6 protein-coding genes are annotated in these 17,292 nt (G+C 69.1%); 3 read left to right on the top strand and 3 right to left on the bottom strand.

The window, feature by feature from the left end; translation table 11 throughout:
* The first annotated feature begins 58 nt into the window (after positions 1-58).
* From L3V85_RS35460 to L3V85_RS35450, 3 genes are all read left to right on the top strand, one after another.
* Positions 59-715: a dihydrofolate reductase family protein gene (locus L3V85_RS35460; RefSeq protein WP_237677222.1), complete on the top strand. Its 657-nt coding sequence runs from the start codon at positions 59-61 to the stop codon at positions 713-715.
* A gap of 392 nt (positions 716-1,107) precedes the next feature.
* A complete protein-coding gene (locus tag L3V85_RS35455) occupies positions 1,108-1,425 on the top strand; it encodes a helix-turn-helix domain-containing protein (RefSeq protein WP_237677221.1) in 318 nt (105 codons plus the stop codon).
* Positions 1,422-2,648: a type II toxin-antitoxin system HipA family toxin gene (locus L3V85_RS35450; RefSeq protein ID WP_237677220.1), complete on the top strand. Its 1,227-nt coding sequence runs from the start codon at positions 1,422-1,424 to the stop codon at positions 2,646-2,648. The genes L3V85_RS35455 and L3V85_RS35450 overlap by 4 nt, the downstream gene beginning before the upstream one ends.
* A gap of 110 nt (positions 2,649-2,758) precedes the next feature.
* Here the strand turns inward: L3V85_RS35450 and L3V85_RS35445 are convergent, their stop codons facing one another.
* The 3 genes from L3V85_RS35445 to L3V85_RS35435 all read right to left on the bottom strand — a co-directional run bounded on the left by L3V85_RS35445 (position 2,759) and on the right by L3V85_RS35435 (position 17,234).
* Positions 2,759-4,000: a D-alanyl-D-alanine carboxypeptidase family protein gene (locus L3V85_RS35445; protein ID WP_237677219.1), complete on the bottom strand. Its 1,242-nt coding sequence runs from the start codon at positions 3,998-4,000 to the stop codon at positions 2,759-2,761.
* A gap of 188 nt (positions 4,001-4,188) precedes the next feature.
* The gene (locus tag L3V85_RS35440) at positions 4,189-4,746 is read right to left on the bottom strand and encodes an RNA polymerase sigma factor (RefSeq protein WP_237677218.1); all 558 of its coding nucleotides are present in this window, start codon (positions 4,744-4,746) and stop codon (positions 4,189-4,191) included.
* 68 nt (positions 4,747-4,814) lie between these two features.
* Entirely contained in the window at positions 4,815-17,234 is a 12,420-nt protein-coding gene (locus L3V85_RS35435; protein WP_237677217.1) for a filamentous haemagglutinin family protein, read from the bottom strand.
* Positions 17,235-17,292: the final 58 nt, after the last annotated feature.

The raw sequence follows: 17,292 nt of genomic DNA, 5'->3' as shown, positions 1-17,292 counted from the left end.
CCTCCAAGAGAGCCCCGCTCGCTAAACTGCGGCATCCCTTTTCGCAGGAGACGGCCCCATGACCCGAGTACTGGTGCGCAGCTTCGGTGTTTCGCTCGACGGCTTTGCCGCAGGTCCGGACCAGAGTCTGGAACAACCGCTGGGCGTTCGCGGTCCGGAGCTCATGGACTGGTTCTTTCCCACGCGCGTCTGGCAGCAGATGCACAAGACGGGCGAAGCCAACGGCGAGACCGGCATCGACAATGAAATCGCCGAACAAGGCTTCGCCGAGATGGGAGCCTGGATCATCGGGCGCAACATGTTCGGGCCGGTGCGCGGTCCCTGGCCCGACGAGAGCTGGAAAGGCTGGTGGGGCGACGAGCCTCCGTATCATGTGCCGGTCTTCGTGCTGACCCACCATGCCCGCGCGCCCCTGGCGATGCACGGCGGCACCACCTTCCACTTCGTCACTGGTGGCATCCACGATGCACTGGCGCAGGCGCGGGCCGCCGCGGGCACGCGTGACGTGCGCGTGGGCGGCGGCGTGGCCACCGTGCGCGAATATCTGAAGGCCGGGCTGATCGACGAACTGCACCTGGCCGTAAGGCCGGTGCTGCTGGGCAAGGGCGAGGCGCTGTTCGCAGGCCTGGATCTGCCGGCGCTGGGCTACAGCTGCGAACGGCAAGTGGCAGGCGAGCGCGCCACGCACATGTTCCTGCGCCGCGGCGCGCCTTGACGTGGGAAGAGTCGCTCTGGTAGCGACAGGGTCCCGCCACGTCGTCCCCCGAACGGCCAATCCTGGCCGATGGTGTTGAACAACTCGGTGCGGCCTCCGCTGGATGCGTTCCCACAGGTCATGACGCCCTGGCCCTTCGTCGTCCGCTTCTCCTGCGCGATTCTGCGAGATTGATTTGTGACTTTGGCAGCGCGGGATCAGTGGCGCGCAGGATGAGTTCTTGCTGGCTGCCTCAGCGCAGAACCTCAGGCGAATGGCGAAGTGTCAGCGGCCATCTGAAGCAGATACGGCAACACAGATGAAGCAACGCGGGGAGCCAAGGCCGCCAATTCTTCTTTAGTGCGTAAAATTATGGGCACTATATCAATTAAATAAATATAAGGCGCAAAATTTTGGACTTTAACCTGGCAACCCCTGCCGAAGTATGCGTTGAGCTCGGCGAACGGCTTAAGGCGGCTCGGCTAGCCAAAGGCATTCAGCAAGCGGAACTGGCATCCCGTGCGGGCGTTTCTCGCAACACGTTGCTGGCGCTGGAATCCCACGGGCAAGGCTCGATGGCAACACTTGTTCGGGTTGCTTCGGCGCTGGGCCTCGTTGACCAGCTGCAGCCACTCTTTGTCGTTCGGGTTCAGAGTATTGCGCAGCTGGAAGCGCGGGCAGCGCCGGCGCCGCAGCGCATCCGCAAGCCCGCCAAGAAAGCCAAGCCATGAAACGTGTCGACGTCTACTACGAAGGCTGGGGAGAGCGTTGGCTTCTTGGAAGCTTGGCGCACGGAAGCGGGGAAATCTTGTTTGAGTACAGCCCGCAAGCTTTGGAACAAAAACTGGAGCTTTCTCCAATCAAGCTCCCGCTGCAAGCCGCGGCCTTCTCCAGGTTTCCTCCGGAACAGCATCGCTTGCCCGGCCTTATCGCGGACAGTCTTCCCGACGGGTGGGGGATGCTGCTGATGGACCGCTACTTCCGAAAGAACGGTGTCGAGGTCTCCAAGGTATCTCCGCTCGACCGATTGGCGTTCCTGGGGCATCGCACGATGGGTGCCTTGACGTACGAGCCAGCGCAGACACTGGCCGCCACGACTGGCACCGTAGACATTCTTCAGCTTGCGCAGCAGGCACACCAGGTCATGAGTGGCAAGGACAGCAAGCTGCTTGCCGAGCTGGTCTTGATGGGAGGGTCTCCGCACGGGGCAAGACCCAAGGTCCTGGTGGACTACTGCGCTGCTACGGGGGAGATGGGGACGCAGGGTGTCATGAATGGACGCCCTTGGCTGGTGAAGTTCCAGTCGCAAGGAGAGCACAAGGAAGTGTGCGCCATTGAGAACTGCTATGCAGCCCTGGCACGAGACTGCGGATTGGATGTTCCTCCCACGCAATACTTTGATATTGCTCCCAGGCTCGGGGGATTCGGCATCGCCCGCTTCGACGTGGACAACGGAATGCGGGTACCGGTCCATACCTTGGCCGGCGCGATGAATGCAGACTTCCGCCTGCCAGGGACGCTGGACTATCTGACCTTCTTGCGGGTCACTCGCAATCTCACGCGGGATGAGCGCGAAGTGGAAAAGGGTTTCGCGCGTGCAGTGTTCAATGTCGTCTTCAATAACCGTGATGACCATCCCAAGAACTTTTCGTTCAGGCTCGACAGTGAGCGCCACTGGAAACTGTCGCCTTCGTATGACCTGACCTATTCGCAGGGCCCGGGCGGATACCACCAGATGGACGTCATGGGCGAAGCGCAGGCAGTGACACGCAAGAACATGCTTGAGCTTGCCATTCGGGCGGACATCTCCACGCAGAAGGCGTTGGCGCATCTGGACAGGCACCTGGCTGTCGCCGGCGACTTCGCCACGACACTCAAGGCCGCAAAGGTAAGGCCGGCCACCGTCAAAGACTTGGCAGCCCAGGTCGCGGCCAACATTCAGCGTTTGAAGTAGCCTCGCCTCCCGCACAGCAAGCGAGAAAATGCCACCAGAGGCCACCAGAGGCCACCCGGGCTGGCCGACTTTCCGGCCAGCCACGTCAATGGCCGCGCATTGTCCGAGGGCTACTTGCCGAACAATCCGGTCACGCGCTGCCATGTACGCAGCATGAAGCCGGCGCGCTCCACGTCAGCCTGCGCAACCAGCGGTGCTTCTCCCACCGCTTTGCCGTTCGACTCCGCGACCACCTTGCCGATCACCGCGCCCTTGGCCACCGGCGCCTCCAGCTTCGGATTGATCTGCACGGAGGTGTTCACTTTCTGGCCGCGCGGCACCGTCACCGTCCAGGGCGCTCCCAGGCCCGCGGCAACGGTATCGGCCTTGCCGAAGCGGACGTTGGTCGTCGTGACCACGGTGTTGGACTGAATGGGGGTGGCCTTCTCGAAGTTGCCGTACCCCCACCCGAGGAGCGCGCGGGTTTCGTCGGCGCGCGCCTGCGCGCTGTTGGTGTTGAGAATCACGGTGATCAGGCGCATGCCGTTGCGCTTGGAGGAAGTCACGAGGCAGAAGCCCGCTTCCTGGGTATGTCCCGTCTTCAGCCCGTCGACCGTGGGGTCGGTGTAGAGCAGCGCATTGCGATTTCCCTGCTTGATCCCGTTGTACTTGAACTCGCGCTCCGCGTAGATCGGGTAGTACTCCGAACTGTCGCGGATGATCGCGCGCGCCAGGATCGCGAGGTCGCGCGCGGACGACTTGTGATCGGGATCGGGCAGGCCCGTGGAGTTCACGAAATGCGTGTGCGTCATGCCCAGGCGCTGGGCTTCGGCATTCATGAGTTTGGCAAAGCCCTCCTCGGTGCCGGCCATGTGCTCGGCGATCGCCTTGGACGCGTCATTGCCCGACTGGACGATGATGCCGCGCAGGATGTCGATCACGGTGGCCTGGCTGTTCAGCGGCAGGTACATGCAGGACTCGGTGCTCGAGCCGCGGCACCAGGCGTTCTGGCTGACCGAGACGAGATCGTCCTTCTTGAGCTTGCCCGAGCGAAGTGCCTGCTCGACCAGGAAGCTGGTCATCATCTTGGTCAGCGACGCCGGCGGCAGCGGTTCGTCGGGATTGGCCGAGGCCAGCACCTCGCCAGAATCGAAGTCCATCAGCAGCCACGCCTTGGCCGGCAACGCCGGCGGTCCGCCGGCTACGGCCGATTGGCCGGCCACCGGTGCCTGGGCAGGCGCGGCGGCGGCGGGCTTCTTGTGGGCTGCAGGCTTGGCCGCATGGGAGGCCGCGAAAGCGGGTGTGCCAGAAACCAGGGCGCCCGTGGCGATTGCGAAGGCGAGCGGGAGGATGGAGGGAGTCTTGAATTGCATGGGCATATGGGAGCTGAACGGAGATTCTGGCGGATGAGGCGACTTCGGGGGTGTTGGGCAGATCGAGAATCGCCGCGCGAGTTCGCCATCCAAGTGAACAACCCGGACGCTACCCCATCCGCGCGCCGTCTGAGGCGACGTTTCCAGTCGTTACCCACGCAAGGGCCCATTTCCGGGCCACAGCCGCTTCAGATGGGCGCGGAGGGGCCCGCATGGGGCCTGCCGCGCAGATGCCCCGCGCAGTACGCCAGCGCCTGGTCGAGCACCGTGTCCACGCGCCGCAGCGAGAGCCCCTGGCGAATGGCGACCTCCTGCCTGCTCATCTCGTGCACCCGCAAGCCGACCAGTATCGACCGGTGGCGGTGCGGCAGGTGCCGCATGGCGCGGTCCACGGCCATGACATCGGAGCGCGCCTCCGCGATGTGATGGGGTCCCGGCGCATGGTCCGCGACGCGGGCCAGTTCGGCATCGGCCTCGTGCGCATGCTGGCGCAGCCGGGCGCTGCGCAGGCGGTCCAGCGCGGCATTGCAGGCCGCGCGATACACGTAGGCGTCGGGGTTGCCCACGAGATGGAAGGAATCGATGTCCGCAAGGCGCAGCCACGCATCATGCAGGGCATCGCTCGCAAGGTCCGGGCATCCAAGGTGCCGCGTCAGGCGGCGCACCAGTTGCACGTAGTGACTCGTCACGAATGCACTCAGCGCGGCGCGGCTGCGGTCGGCCATGGCGGCCTCGATGGGTTCCATGATGGCTTCATGTTCGATTGGAAAGCCGGCGCCCCGCCGCATGCGGGGGGCGGCCGGTCCTGGTTGCGCTAGAGCCCGAAGGCGCGCCGTTCGCCCGGCGTGAGCCGCGCCTTCTGGGCCTCGGTGAGCGGGCCATCGCCGACGACTTGCACCGGGCTGTCCTGCCGGTAGCTCACGGGTTCACCGGAAACGCGGCCGGGCTCGCCATCGGTGCGCTCGTTGCCGAAGCCCAGCACCCGCACGGTGAACACCGAAGGCAGCGCCTGGCGCTGCGCGGTGCGTTCGCGCTGCACCGTGTCCTGCGCGGCAATGGCCGCCTGCGAAGCCGCCGCGCTGGCATTCGTGAGCGCACCCACATTCACCGCAGCCACCACCGGCAACCCCGTCGACTGGCCCTTGACCTGGATGTTGGCCGCGTTCACCACCTGCAGCGCCGCGATGTTCACGTTGCCCGACACCCGGATGCCCGCCTCGCCGGCATCGATCGTGCCCAGCGGTGCGATCAGGTCCACGTCGCCGGGCGGCACCTGTGCAATGGGCGCAAGCGTCGCGATGCCAGCGCCGGTGCTGGGCACGTTCGGCGAGAGCTTCACGTTGCCCAGCAGGTCGTATTCGCGCTTGGGCGGCGTGTACACCAGCGTGGTCTTGCTGCCGCGGCCCGCATTGATGTCGCCTTGCGCCGACCACGCGAGGATGTCGCCGCCGAAGGTGGTCATGATCCTCGACAGGCCCAGCAGGATGCTGCCCCGGCTGTACATCTGGATGCTGCCTTCGCCCTGTGTGAGGAGACCGGCCGGGTTCATCGACATGCCGGCGACGGGCGCGACGCCCTCCACGCCCAGGATGCTGGTGCCGCCCGGTGCGAGCAGCTGGATGCCGCCGCCGGCAACGGTACGGATGCCCGCGTTGTTGTCCGTGCCCTGGTAGAGCGTGATGCCGCCGCTGCGCGCGATCGGCGTGCCCGCAGCGTCCTGCGCGGGAAACAGCGCGGCGATCGCCTCGCGACCGCGCAGATAGCTGCCCGAGCGCGCGCTGCTGGCATCGTTGTACTCGCGCCCGCCCGCGGTGAGTTCGGCGTAGAACACTTGCCGCACGAAGATGCGCTGTTGCTCCGGTGCGAGCGTGCGGAAGAAGGCGAGCGCCTCGGCGGGCGATGCGACCAGATGACCGAAGCGCTCACGCAACCACTGCGCGAGTTCGGCCTCGTAGGTCTTCACCACCTTGTCCGGCTGGCCGGCCAGCGTGCCCGAGGCGTCGAAGCGATTCGCCGGATCGAGGTAGCGCGCGGCGAAGCCCGCGAAGTCGCTCGCTCCCTGCCCCGGTGCGCCAGCGCCCAGGCCGGCCTGCACCACGATGCCGGCACCCGGGCGCGTGTCGCCCGATGCCACCGCGCCGATGCTGGTGAGGCTCGACTTGCTGCCCTGGAAGATCTGGCCGCCCGCCGACACTTCCAAGGTGCCGGGACCGGCCACGCTGAAGTTCGCGAACAGTATGTCGCCGCCGGCAGCCAGCATGGACACGTCGGTGGCCGCGTCCTGCACGATCAGGCCGCGGGCGTTGACGATGTCCCCGCCGGCCAGAAGGCGTAAGGGTCTCGCGGACTGGTAGAAGGGAATGGGCGCCAGGCCCGGGCCCAGGCTGAGGTTGGCGAGGCTTCCGAACTCCACGCCCATCACATCGCCGCTCACCGCGTAGATATGGGAAACCGCGCCATCGCTGCCCATGCTGTGGTCGCTGACCGTGTTGGGCCCGAACATGAAGAGATTGCCGCCGGTTCCGGAGTGCGACGGCGGGTTCTCGCCGTAGTTGTAGTTGTAGACCTGGCCCCAGTCCGTCACCCCCAGCCCGCTGAAGTTCCAGTAGTTCGAGGCGATCAGCTGGCTGTTGGCACTGTTGCCCGCGATCCGCCAGCCCGGGCGCAGCGGCGTGGCCATCGTGGAGGCCGGCGCACCCAGCGGCCCGACCGGCGCATGGCCGCCGCTGACGGCGTTGCGAACGTCGCCGCTCACGAGGCCGCGGGCCAGCAGGTCGAGATGGCCACCGGGCACGGGCATCATGAGACCGACCCGATCCGTCACGGCGTAGTAGATGCCGCCCCCCGCGGCCACCGCGCTCACGGTGCCGGGCATGAACTCGGTGCCGCTGTTGACGTCCCACAGGTACGTCGCGCTGTCGATGTTCGGCGCGTTGAACGGCGAGACGTTGCCACCGGCCGAGAACAGGTCGAGCATCGTGCGGTCGGTCCACAGGGTGAACCAGGTGGCCGCCGGGCCGGTCGCACCGTTGCCACTGGCCTGCGTCTCGCTGCGCACGCCGACGCGTCCCGCGTCGACCACCGCGCCCACCGCCAGGTCGCCCAGCGTACGGATGCGCAACGTGCCGTCGCCGGGTGCGAAGCTCACCACGTCGACGGGCATCACGTTGTAGGCGGTGTGCGGATCGACCGCGCGGGGATCGCCGGTATTGGGCGTCGCGAAGTTCTTGAGCACCAGGCTGCCTACGTCGGCCGCGGCCACATGGGTGTCACCGCGCAGGTTGGCGAACATGCCGGCGCGCACCTGTCCGTCGGCCGTGACGTCGAGCGTGCCGCCGCCGGCCGGCGCGAGCGTACCGTCGTCCAGCACGCGGCCGCTTGCGCCCACCACGGCCAGCAAACCGCGCAGCGGAGCGCCCGCCAGGCCGATGTTGCCGCCCGCGCGCACCGTCGCATTGCCGCCGCCGAGTGCGCCCGCACCGGCAAAGCCGGCGAAACCGATCTTCGCCGTGTTGGGCCAGCCGTCGAGCACATAGCTGCCGAAGTTCAGCCCCCAGGCCGTGCGCTGGCCCAGTTCGGCACCGCCCTGACGCCAGAGCCAGTCGCCGCTGGAAAGCGTCTCCGGCTGCAGGTAGCCGACGATGTCCCCCTGCGCCGCAAGCGTGAAGTCGCCGCCGCCGGTGGTGAGCCACATGCGCCGCGCATCGAGCGTGCGTTCGTATTCGGCGTTGCCCGCGCCCAGCACGGTGCCGTCGGGCAGGCGCGCGCGCGGCGCGTCGTAGACCGAACCGGCGCCGGTGCCGGCCGATGCCGTGCCCGCCGTGTAGACGCCGAACAGCGACTCCTGCCTATAGCTGCCGCCGGCATACAGCTCGAGGTCGCCGGTGCCGGTGCGCACCACGCTCGGCGCCTGCACGGGAGCGGGCGCCGAGACTGTCGCCATGTGCAGGTCGTCGAGCACCAGGTTGCCGTGCCCCGCCAGCTGGGCGGCCGCCTGCACGCGGCGCGTGTCGGCGGCGCCGAGGTCGGCGCCACTCACCATGCGGATCGAGGCCGACAGGCTGCCGGCAGCGAGCATCGGCGATGCCGCCCACATGCGGCCCGGCTCGGGTCGCGGGCCGCTCAGCAGGATGTCGGCGCCACCGGGCATCGTGGAAGTCAGCACGGTGCCGGCCGTGACCGTGATGGTGCCGGCGAGAAAGCCGTTGTAGATGGTATCGCCGGGTCCATAGGTGCCGTAGGCGTCGGTGATGGAGCCCGACACCACCACCGGCAGGCCGGTGCCCGTGAGCATGCCCGGGAAGATGTACCAGTAGTCGCCCCATGTGGGGTTGAACGGCACCTCCACCGTGATGTCCTTCGGTGCCGGCTTGTCGGTCTGGAGCACATTCACGCGGGTCTGCCAGCCGCTGTCATCGGGCGTGGCCGGCGGCGGCGCGAAGCCGTCGTTGATGCTGCCGTGCAGGACAAGATCGCCGCCCGCGCGCAACGTGAGCGCAATGGGCTCGCCCGCGCCGTAGCGCGCCGAGGCCGGATCGCGCTCGGCATCGGCACCGTAGCGATAGCCCGACAAGTCGAGGTCGCCCTTCACGGTGAGGTTGCCGTCCGGCGTGCGGCTGTCGATCTCCACGCCGGGGCGCAGATGAAAGGCATTGCCATAAGCCGACAGGCCCGCGATGCGCGCGCGCAGGTCGGCATTGTTGCGCGCGGCCGTGTCGAATGCGCGGCTGTCCTGATCGATCAGGTCCAGCCAGGCCTGGTCGACGGTCTGGCCGTTGGCATCGTCCGGATCGGCCGGTGCATTGGCGTAGCGCGCCATGGCGTTGAGAGCGATGCTCTGCGCGCCCTTGATGCGCAGGCCGCCCGCGGCCGAGATGGCCACATCGCCGCCGGTGGCGTTGGCCGGTGCATCGGGGCCGGTGGCGCTGCCGCGCGTGCTGCCCAGGCGCGGCGCACTGATGTCGAGCCGCCCGCGCGCGATGCCGTCGGGTGAGCTCAGGTCCATCGTCGCGCCGGTGTCCAGGCGCACCATGCCGCCCACGCTGGCCAACGAGACGCGAGCCCGGTTCGAGCCTTCGACCGGCACGCCGTAGCTGTCGGTGATCAGCGCGGTGGCGTGCGCGTCGAGCACGGCGCGGCCGGTGAGCCGGAGATCGCCACCCGCGCTGAGGTCGATGCGGCCCGGGCCGATGCCCGACGCATCGATGGCGCCGTCCACCGTGAGGCTGCCGGCATCGGTGGCGATGCTCACCTGATGCGCTCGCACGCCTGCGCCCACCGCCAGGTCGCCCTGCTTCACGACGAAGCCGCGTGCACCGAAGAAACCGGCGCCGTTCAGTTGCTGGTTGAGCGCGGCGAAATCCGCATCGCCGATCTGCCGTACCGCGAGCTCGAAACGGCCGTCCGAGAAACCAGCGCCGCCGCCGGCCGCCCGCAGCGCGCCGGCCAGCGTCACGCGCCCCGCCTCGGCGCGCACGGCCAGCGATCCCGCGTTCTCGTGCGCGGCAGATACGTCGATGCGCGAGCCGGCCGACTGCGCGACACTGCCGCTGGTGCTCGCGAGCGTGACGCTGCCGCCCCAGCTGTGCCGGGTTATGTCGTAGAAGGTCGCGTCGCGGCCCGACAGGTCGAGCTGCGCACCGTCGCCCAGCACGATGTCGCCATCGGCCATGAGCTTGAGCACGCCGCTGGGCAAGGCCACCCGCGTGTCGAGCGACACGCTGCGGCCTTGCAGCGTGAGCGAAGCACCGAGTTCACCGATGCTTGCAGTGTCGACAGCCGCCGCGCCCCCGGGCGCCGACACGTCGATCGCGCCGCCCGCCGCATAGCGCATGGCGGAGCCGGCCTGCCCGGTGAGCAGCGGCGTGACGATCGACAGCGTGCCGCCGTGCAGCATGCCATCCGCGTCCCGCGATTGACCCACCGACAGAAGGCCCTTGTTGTTGGCGGTGACGCGGTCCGTGGCACCGATGCGCACCGACCCGAAGCCCAGCGCCAGCCGTTCGAGTTCGGCTTGGCGTTGCGGCTGGCTCAGTGCGTCGTAGCCGAACTGCACGCGCTGCGCGTCGATCACCAGCGAGCCGCTGCCCGTACCCGGGCCGCCGGGCTGCACCGGGGTCGCCGGCATGCTCGCGTAGGGCCTGTCGGCATTGCCGTTGCCGGTGGCGACGCCGTTCCACACGAAGTCGCGCGTGACGATGCGCACCGTGTCGCTGTTCTCGCCCAGCCCGTAGAAGGCCGGCGTGTTGAACACCATCTGCACCGGCGACGCGCCGGTGTCCAACGTGACCGAGCCATAGAAGTTGAACGCACCGCCGGCCGTGAGGCTCAGGCGTTCAAGTGCCGGTACGCCCGCGCTCGGCGAAGGCCGCAGCAGCCGGTCGAGCGTGGTCTGCGTGAGCTGCCAGCCCGGCTGCATCGCGCCCGCCGCCTGCGCCGCCGCCAGGCTTGCCGCGGTGCCGATGTTGATCTGGTCCTGCGACACCGCGAGATAGCGCGCGCCCAGATTCACGTCGCCCAGAGCCAGGCCGCCCGGCGCGGCAAAGCCGATGGTGCCCTCGGTCAGCAACGAGGCGCCGTCCTTCACCGTGAGCCGGCCCGACCCCACGGAAGGCAGGAGTTCGAGCCAGCCGTTGCTCACGGCCAGCACGCCCGGCGAATAAGACGCGGCGGACTCGCCGATGGCATTGGCGAACAGATAGCCGAGGCCCGAGTCCACGCCCGGCCGGCCCATGCCGCGCGTGTCGAGCACCGCGCCACCATCGACCTCGATCTGTCCGCCGACAAGGAAGATCTGCCCGGCACGCAGCGTGGCACCGTCGCGCACGTTCACCGCCCTGCCCAAGGCCGAGCCGCTGCTGAAATAGACCCGCGCGCTGTCGCCGCCGCTGCTCTGCCCGTCGAAGTAGCTGTAGATGCCGCCAATCGACAGGGTGCTGGCGCGCAGCGCGCTCAGCGTGTCGGCTGACACGCTGATGACGCCCGCCGTCGGCTGGTCCGCCGCGCCGGCCACGATATCGATGGGCTTGTCGCCCAGCACCGTGACCTGGCCACGCACGCCGCCGGGCGCGCCTTCAAGCAGCGCCTGGCCGTCAAAGCGCAGCGGTGTCAATTTGTCGTTCTGGACGAAGTTGAAACGCAGCGTCTTGCCATCGACCGGCAGCAATGGCCGCACGTTGCCGAACTGGGCCGCCTGTGCCTTCGCGAAATCGGCATAGCTGGTCTCGTTGTACTGCGAGAAGCGACGCACCGCCTGCCCCGGGGTCACCAGCAGTTGGCTCGGCAGGCTGTCGTGGATGCCGGTGCCCGCCAGGGCCAGCGTGCCCGTGGTGGTCCACGAGCCGTTGCCATCGGCGAGCGCGCCAACAGGTGCGGCGCTGCCCGACAGCGCCCCCATGCGCGCGCCGACCTCGACGCGCCACGCGCCCGGCATCAGCGCGAAGCTGGCTGGCAACAGTGTGTACGTCCCCGGCGGCAGGCCCGGTACGCCCGCGCCGATGACGACCTGACGGCCCACGGTGGGGTCGCCTGCGCCCTTGTCGGCGATCAGCGGCGCGTAGGCCGATGCATAGCCGGGCACGATCGCATACACCGCGTTGCTCGCACCACTCTTCGGGTAGGCCGCCGGATTGGCATTGGCCAGCGCGGTGGTCAGCACGTCGACCGAGCCGCCGCGTCCGCTCACGAAGCCCGCGCCACGCAGGTCGCCGCCGCCCGACAGATCGAGCACCGAGCCCGCTTCGGCCGCCACCGAGCCACCGCCCAGCGTGATGCCCTGTGCCAGCACGAAGTCGTCGGAGACCGTCTCGTTCCGGTAAACGCGCGACACCGCGTTGGAAGCCAGGCTGTAGAGCGTGCCGTCGGCGCCGCGGTAGGTCAGGCCGTCGGCGGTGCCGCCATAGGGCGTGGTCAGGCCCGCGGCGCTGACCGAGGTCAGGCTGCCGTCGCGCAGCGTCAGGCGCATGTTGGCGTTCCCCGCGATGAGACCGCCGTTGCCGCCCAGCCAGATCTGGTTGTTGAGCACGCCGCCCGTGTCGTTCAGCGAGATCGAGCCCAGCGGCGCGCGCAGCACACCCCCCTGGTCGAGCGTGGGCGAAATCAGCACCAGTTGTCCGAACACCGAGTCAGGCATCGGTGCGGCGCGGCCGTTGGAGCGGATCACCAGGCTGGCGTCCGGGTCCCAGCCGACGACGCCGGCCTGGTTGGCCACCTGACCCGCCAGGATCATGCCGCGCCGGCCGCTCGCGGGATAGAGTTGCGCCGCCTCGATGCTCAGGTCGCCCGGAACCAGCAACACCGCGTCGGAAAGCCGCACGTCGCCCGCGCTTTTCAGTGCCACCGTGGCGAAGCCATCCGCGTCCAAGCGCGATCCCGCGCTCGCTTCGTTGGGCAAGACGGGTCCGTCTCCGCGATAACCCAGGATGCCGGTCTGCACACGGCCCTGGACGTCGATCAGATTCGCCTCGAGGCCCAGCCTGCTGTCGCCGCGTGGCGCGCGAGCGGGACCGACCTGCACGATGCCCGGGCTGTAGTAGGTCGGCAGTCCGGTCCATGTGCCCCCCACGAGGCGGATGTACGGCGCGGCCAGCCGCACCTGCGCCTCGGGCGAGTTCGACGCCACCGTCAGGAAACCGTTGCGCAGTTCGAGACTGCGGCCCAGCGCGAGGTCGATGTCGCCGTCGAACACGAACAGGTCGTGCACGGAAAGACTCAGCGCATCGAAGCCTCCGGCCTTCACCTGATCCACGCCGAGCGCGGCGGCGCCGTACTTCAGTTCACCGGCCCGGTGCTGCTGCGACAGGGTGATGCTGTGCGCCGTCTGCACCTCGGGAGCAATGTTCTCGAGGCCCGGCGAATACACGCGGTTGGCCATCTCCAGGCTCAGCGCGCCGCCGGCGGCGCCCGCGCCTCCCGCGCGCGCCGACAGCGTGCCATCGATGGCCATGCCTACGTACGAGTGCAGGCCGATGCTGCCGCCCGCGCCGGCCAGCGCCAGCGGCCGCGCGGACATGCCGGGTGCGCCGCCGGCCGTGCCGTCGACCTCGGCATAGGCGCCCGAGGCATCGAGCACGGCACCCGGGCGGATCACGATGAAGGAATCGCTCAGGCCGATGTCGATGGCGCCGCCGTCCGGCGCGATGCCGTAGGCGCGGCCCTGCGCGTCGCGTGCCACGTAGGGCCGCGCGGCGGCGTCGAGCACCGCGTTGTCGCCGAGCAGGATCGAGCGCGTGGTGGAGGCCCGGTAGGCCGTCTGCGCGATCGGCTGCGATGCAATCGAGATGCTGCCGCCCCAGGCGTCGAGCCGACCGTCCACCGTCACCTGGCCGCCGTTGCTCCAGAGCGTGATCGACTGGCCGGGATCGACCGCGATGCGTGCGCCGGTGCCCACCGCCAGCGACGCGAGCCCGGCCGGGCCGCCCACTCTGGAGCCCGCGTCCAGTTCGAGGCTGGCACCCCCGCGCTGTGCGAGCGCGGCATGCACCGCGTCTTCCTGGTACAGCGGTGGCGTCCACACCGGCGCGTTCGCAGCGAGCCGGCCGCCCGTGGGCAGCGACCGCAATCCGTCGCCATCGGTGCGCAGCAGCGGCATCTCGACATCCAACCGCGTGCCTGGAGCGACCGCGATGCCGTCGTTGGAGATGACCGCATAGCGCGAGAAGCCACTGCGAAAGAGCGCGGGCAACAGCTCGGTGGTGGCCGCCACGGCCGCCGGCCGGGCGAGCACCGCGCCGGCCGCGAGCGAGGAACCCGCGGCCAGCGTGACAGGAACGTCGAGCACGCTGCCGGCCCGGTAGTGCGCGGTGACGGGCGCGATCGCGAAGCCGTCGGGGAACACGTCGGCCGGGATCGTGAAGCCGGCGGGCGCGGTGAAGCCCTGCCGGATCGAAGCGCCCGCGGGCACGGTGTTGCCCGGCAGGTACAGGTGGCCCTGCGTGTCGAAGACGCCAGTCGAGAAATTCTGGGGAATGTGCCATGCGACGTGCACCAGCAGCGGTGCGTCGGCAGACACCTGTACGATCATCTGCCGGTCCGACGTGTAGCCCGCGGGCCTGTGCATGACGATGGTCGACAGGTCCATCGGCGCGCGCTCGCCGGCGGCGAGCTGGTAGTCGCGCAGCAGGCGCAGGTTGGCCGTGGCGGACTGGCCGGCCGCAAGCAGCCCGTCGGTGTCGAGCACCTTGCCGCCGATGCCGATCGCGGTGCCCGAGCGGACGTCGAGGGTGCCGCCGCCACTCACGCCATGGGCGCGCAGGTCGCCGGCCAGCGTGAGCAGCGCCAGGGGGTCGACCGCGACATTGGCATCGGTCACGTAGCCGGCTGCGAGCGTCACGTCGCCGCCACGGCCGCCGCGCAGCTTGCCCGTCTGCAACAGCGCCGCGCCGGAGGACACGTCGATCGCCGCAGCTTCGGACAGCGTCGCATCGCCTGTGCTGCGAACCGACACGCGCCCGCCGTCGACGTACGGCACAAAGGCGTTGTCGCCGGCACTGGCCAGCAGGTTGGTCCACAGGCCGCTGGCATCCAGCGTCGCGCCGGGGGCCACGACAGTCTGCGCGCGTCGGCCTTCGGCGGCCGGCAGCGCGATGTCGATGCGCCGGCCCAGGCCTGTCACGGACGACAGCACATTGCCCAGGGCGATCTCGCCGCCGCGGGCCGCGAGATCGGCGTCGATGCGCACCTGCGGCGCATGCAGGCGGATGCTGCCCCCGGGCGCGACGGTGATCGGGGCGTCCACCGCCACGCTGTCCGTGCCCCCCGCCAGCAGCAGTCCCAGGCCCCAGCCGTTCAAGCGCTCGCTGTCCACGTACAGCGCGGCCTCGTCGCGCATCGACGGCTCGACGCCGAACACGATGCGCGCGACGCTCGGCGTGAAGTTCTGGAACACGCCCTGCGGCCCGTTCTTGGCATCGGTGTTGAAGGCGCTGGCGTAGTTGCCCAGCACCAGCTGCGCGGCAAGTGCCACCGCCTCGTGCGACTGCGCGTAGCCGTCGAGCCCGCCATCGCGCCTGGTCGCCTGGCGCGGCCCCTGGTACACGCTGGCCGTGACGTCTCCGTCGAGCGTTGCGGCCTTGGTGGACACCACCAGCCGGCCCGCGTCGCGGCCCACCGTGTAGCCGTTCTCCAGCCGCTGCTGCGGCCCGATCAGCGGGTTGTAGAAGAAGCCCGTGGTCTTGTCGCCCCAGCGCTTGTGCGCGTCCTCGAAGCCCTTGTACAGGCCGCTGTAGGCGATGTCCGCCGGCGCGCTCGACACCTCGTACAGGCGCCCGTCCGTGCCCTTGAGCCAGCTCTGGCGGATGAAGCCGGTCTGCACGTCCAGCGTGCCGCCCGACAGGTTGATGTTCGAACCCGCCTGCGTGACCAGCTCGTTGCCCGAGAACACCACGCTGCCGCCCTGCGTGGCCCACTCGCCGATGCCGTGGCCCTGCAGCCCCAGGTAGCCGCCCACTTCGAGCAGGCCACCCGGCGTGTACCAACGCTCCTTGTCGTAGCCGCCCACGCCGGCGGCCACGCGCGTGAGCTTGCGCCGGTCGATCCACACGTTGGCGTTGTTCAGCACCGAGGTGTCGCGGTTCAGCGGCGCGTCGCGCTGCTCGTTGCCCTGGATGTTGATCTGCACGTTGTTGGTGGACATGGCCACCTGCACGCCGATTGCACCGGACACGTCCAGCCGCGCGCCTTCGGCCACGGTGCTGCGCCCCGCGCCGGCGTTCACGCTCACCGCGATCTGGCCACCGGTGGCCAAGGTAGTGGAACTGCCCTCGAACAGCACGCTGCCGCCCGAGACGATCTCGATGCGCGACTGGTCGCGCCGGTCGTCCAGCCTCGAGAGGTTGTCGAACACACCCGCCGCGGCGGTGCGCCGTGCCAGGTCCTGCACCGCCGAGTCGGCAATCAGGGCGTTGCGCTGACTGTCCAGCGCCGTGCGGCCGTTGCCGTCGTCCAGCAGCACGGCGCTGAGCGCGCGCGCGGTGGTGGTGACGCTGCTGAGCTTGTCGCTCGCCGCATTCAGCAGGTGGATGGTGCCGCGCGTGTCCACCGTGGTGGTGGCCACGGCCACGCCGTCCTGCACGACCCTGCGCCCGGTGAGCGTGATGTCACCTTCGGGGGCCTGCAGCAGGCCGGCATTGGTGACCGTGCCGGCGGTGCTGTTTGCAGCGAACTGCGGCGCGACCTCGTTGCCGCGGGTGGTCGAGAACTGGTTCGTGGCACTGCCCTGCCCCGGACGCACGATGAAGAAATCGCCCGCGGCCATCTGCACCTGCCCGCGCGGCGTGGTGATGGTGCCGGCGTTGCCGACCTCCTGGCCCAGCAGCAGCACGTAGCCGCCGCCCTGGGTCACGCTGGCGGGTTTTCGCGTGACGATCTGCGCACCGGCCTGCACTTCGACCTTGCCGCCGGCCTCGGTGAAGGCGGGGATGTAGTTGCCGCTTTCCTGGGCGCTGTAGATGCCGCGCGCCTTGAACTGCGCATCGCCGATCTTCGCGGCCGCGGCCACGAGGTTGCGCGTGTCGGTCTGGCTGCTGCCCGAGAACACGATGCCGTTGCGGTTGGCAACGAGCACGGTGCCGTCGGCCTTGATCTGCCCCTGGACCTGCGAAGGCCTTGCGTTCGGGTCGTTCACGCGGTTGAGCACTGCCCAGTCCGCCTGCTGCTTGAAGTCGACAGTGGTGCGCTTGCCGACGTTGAATGTCTCCCAGTTGAGGATGGCACGATCACCGGTCTGCTGGATCGTGACGGTGCTGCGGCCGTCGGGGCTCTGGGACTGCACCGGCGCATGGGCATTAAGCCAGCCGGCGCTCAGGCTGCTGCTGTCGACCTTCAGCCCGCCCTCGGCCAGGCCGTCGGGAACGCCCGACGACTCGCCCAGAGCCGCCTGCCGCGCCGCGGACTGCGCGGCCTGTTGCGCAGCGATCGCCTGCGCCGCGAGGTTCAGGTTGTTCAGCGAGCGCTGCAACTGATCGCGCGATAGCTGCTGTTGCGCACCGGGGTTGCTCAGCGACGATGCGGGCAAGCCGTTGGGCAGGCGTCCGGTATTCATCGCCGTGTCCTGCGCGATGTTCTTCTGGGCCAGCCAGGCCGCGCTGAAGGCGCGCTGTGCATGCGCGGTATCGGCCAAGCCCCCCGCGATCGCCAGCGCGGCGATCGCCGAGGCCAGCGGGGTCAACCGCAGGACGCGCGAGCGCCCGGGCATGGTTGACAGAAAAGAAGTGCGAAGCGCGCGGGTGCGATGCATGACGGTCTGATCCTGGGTAAGCCGGTAGCGGCCAGTCGATTCGAAGGAGGCGAAATCG

The sequence above is a fragment of the Variovorax paradoxus genome (assembly GCF_022009635.1).
In the GTDB taxonomy this organism is placed as follows: domain Bacteria; phylum Pseudomonadota; class Gammaproteobacteria; order Burkholderiales; family Burkholderiaceae_C; genus Variovorax.
Note: the sequence above shows the minus strand (reverse complement) of the source record. Positions and strands in the feature narration are given on the sequence as shown.